The following is a 431-nucleotide window of genomic DNA, read 5'->3' on the forward strand; positions in this document are numbered from 1 at the left end:
GGACGAGCCGCTCGTGCGTGAACTCCACACGTTAGAGTTCTGCGAATCGGCGCAGAACGTCGTGTTCATTGGCGGGCCAGGTACGGGCAAAACCCATCTGGCTACGTCGCTTGGCATCGAAGCCGTACAGCGCCACGCAAAGCGCGTGCGCTTCTACACTACCGTTGAACTGGTGAACCAGCTCGAAGCAGAGAAAGCCGCTGGAAAACCAGGGCAAATCGCCAACAGGCTGATGTATACAGACGTCGTCATCCTTGACGAACTCGGCTACCTGCCGTTCACCCAGACCGGCGGCGCACTACTGTTCCACCTGTTCTCAAAGCTTTACGAACATACAAGCATCGTTGTGACAACGAACCTTAGCTTCACCGAGTGGTCGAGCGTGTTTGGCGATGCGAAGATGACTACTGCTCTGCTTGACCGCTTCACGC

1 protein-coding gene is annotated in these 431 nt (G+C 56.4%); it reads left to right on the forward strand.

Translation table 11 applies throughout. The features are described 5' to 3' along the window. The coding region (locus tag SB751_RS28265; protein WP_410748819.1) for an ATP-binding protein at positions 1-431 on the forward strand (431 nt) is incomplete at both ends.

The sequence above is a fragment of the Cupriavidus sp. SIMBA_020 genome (genome assembly GCF_046535395.1).
Lineage (GTDB): Bacteria > Pseudomonadota > Gammaproteobacteria > Burkholderiales > Burkholderiaceae > Cupriavidus > Cupriavidus campinensis.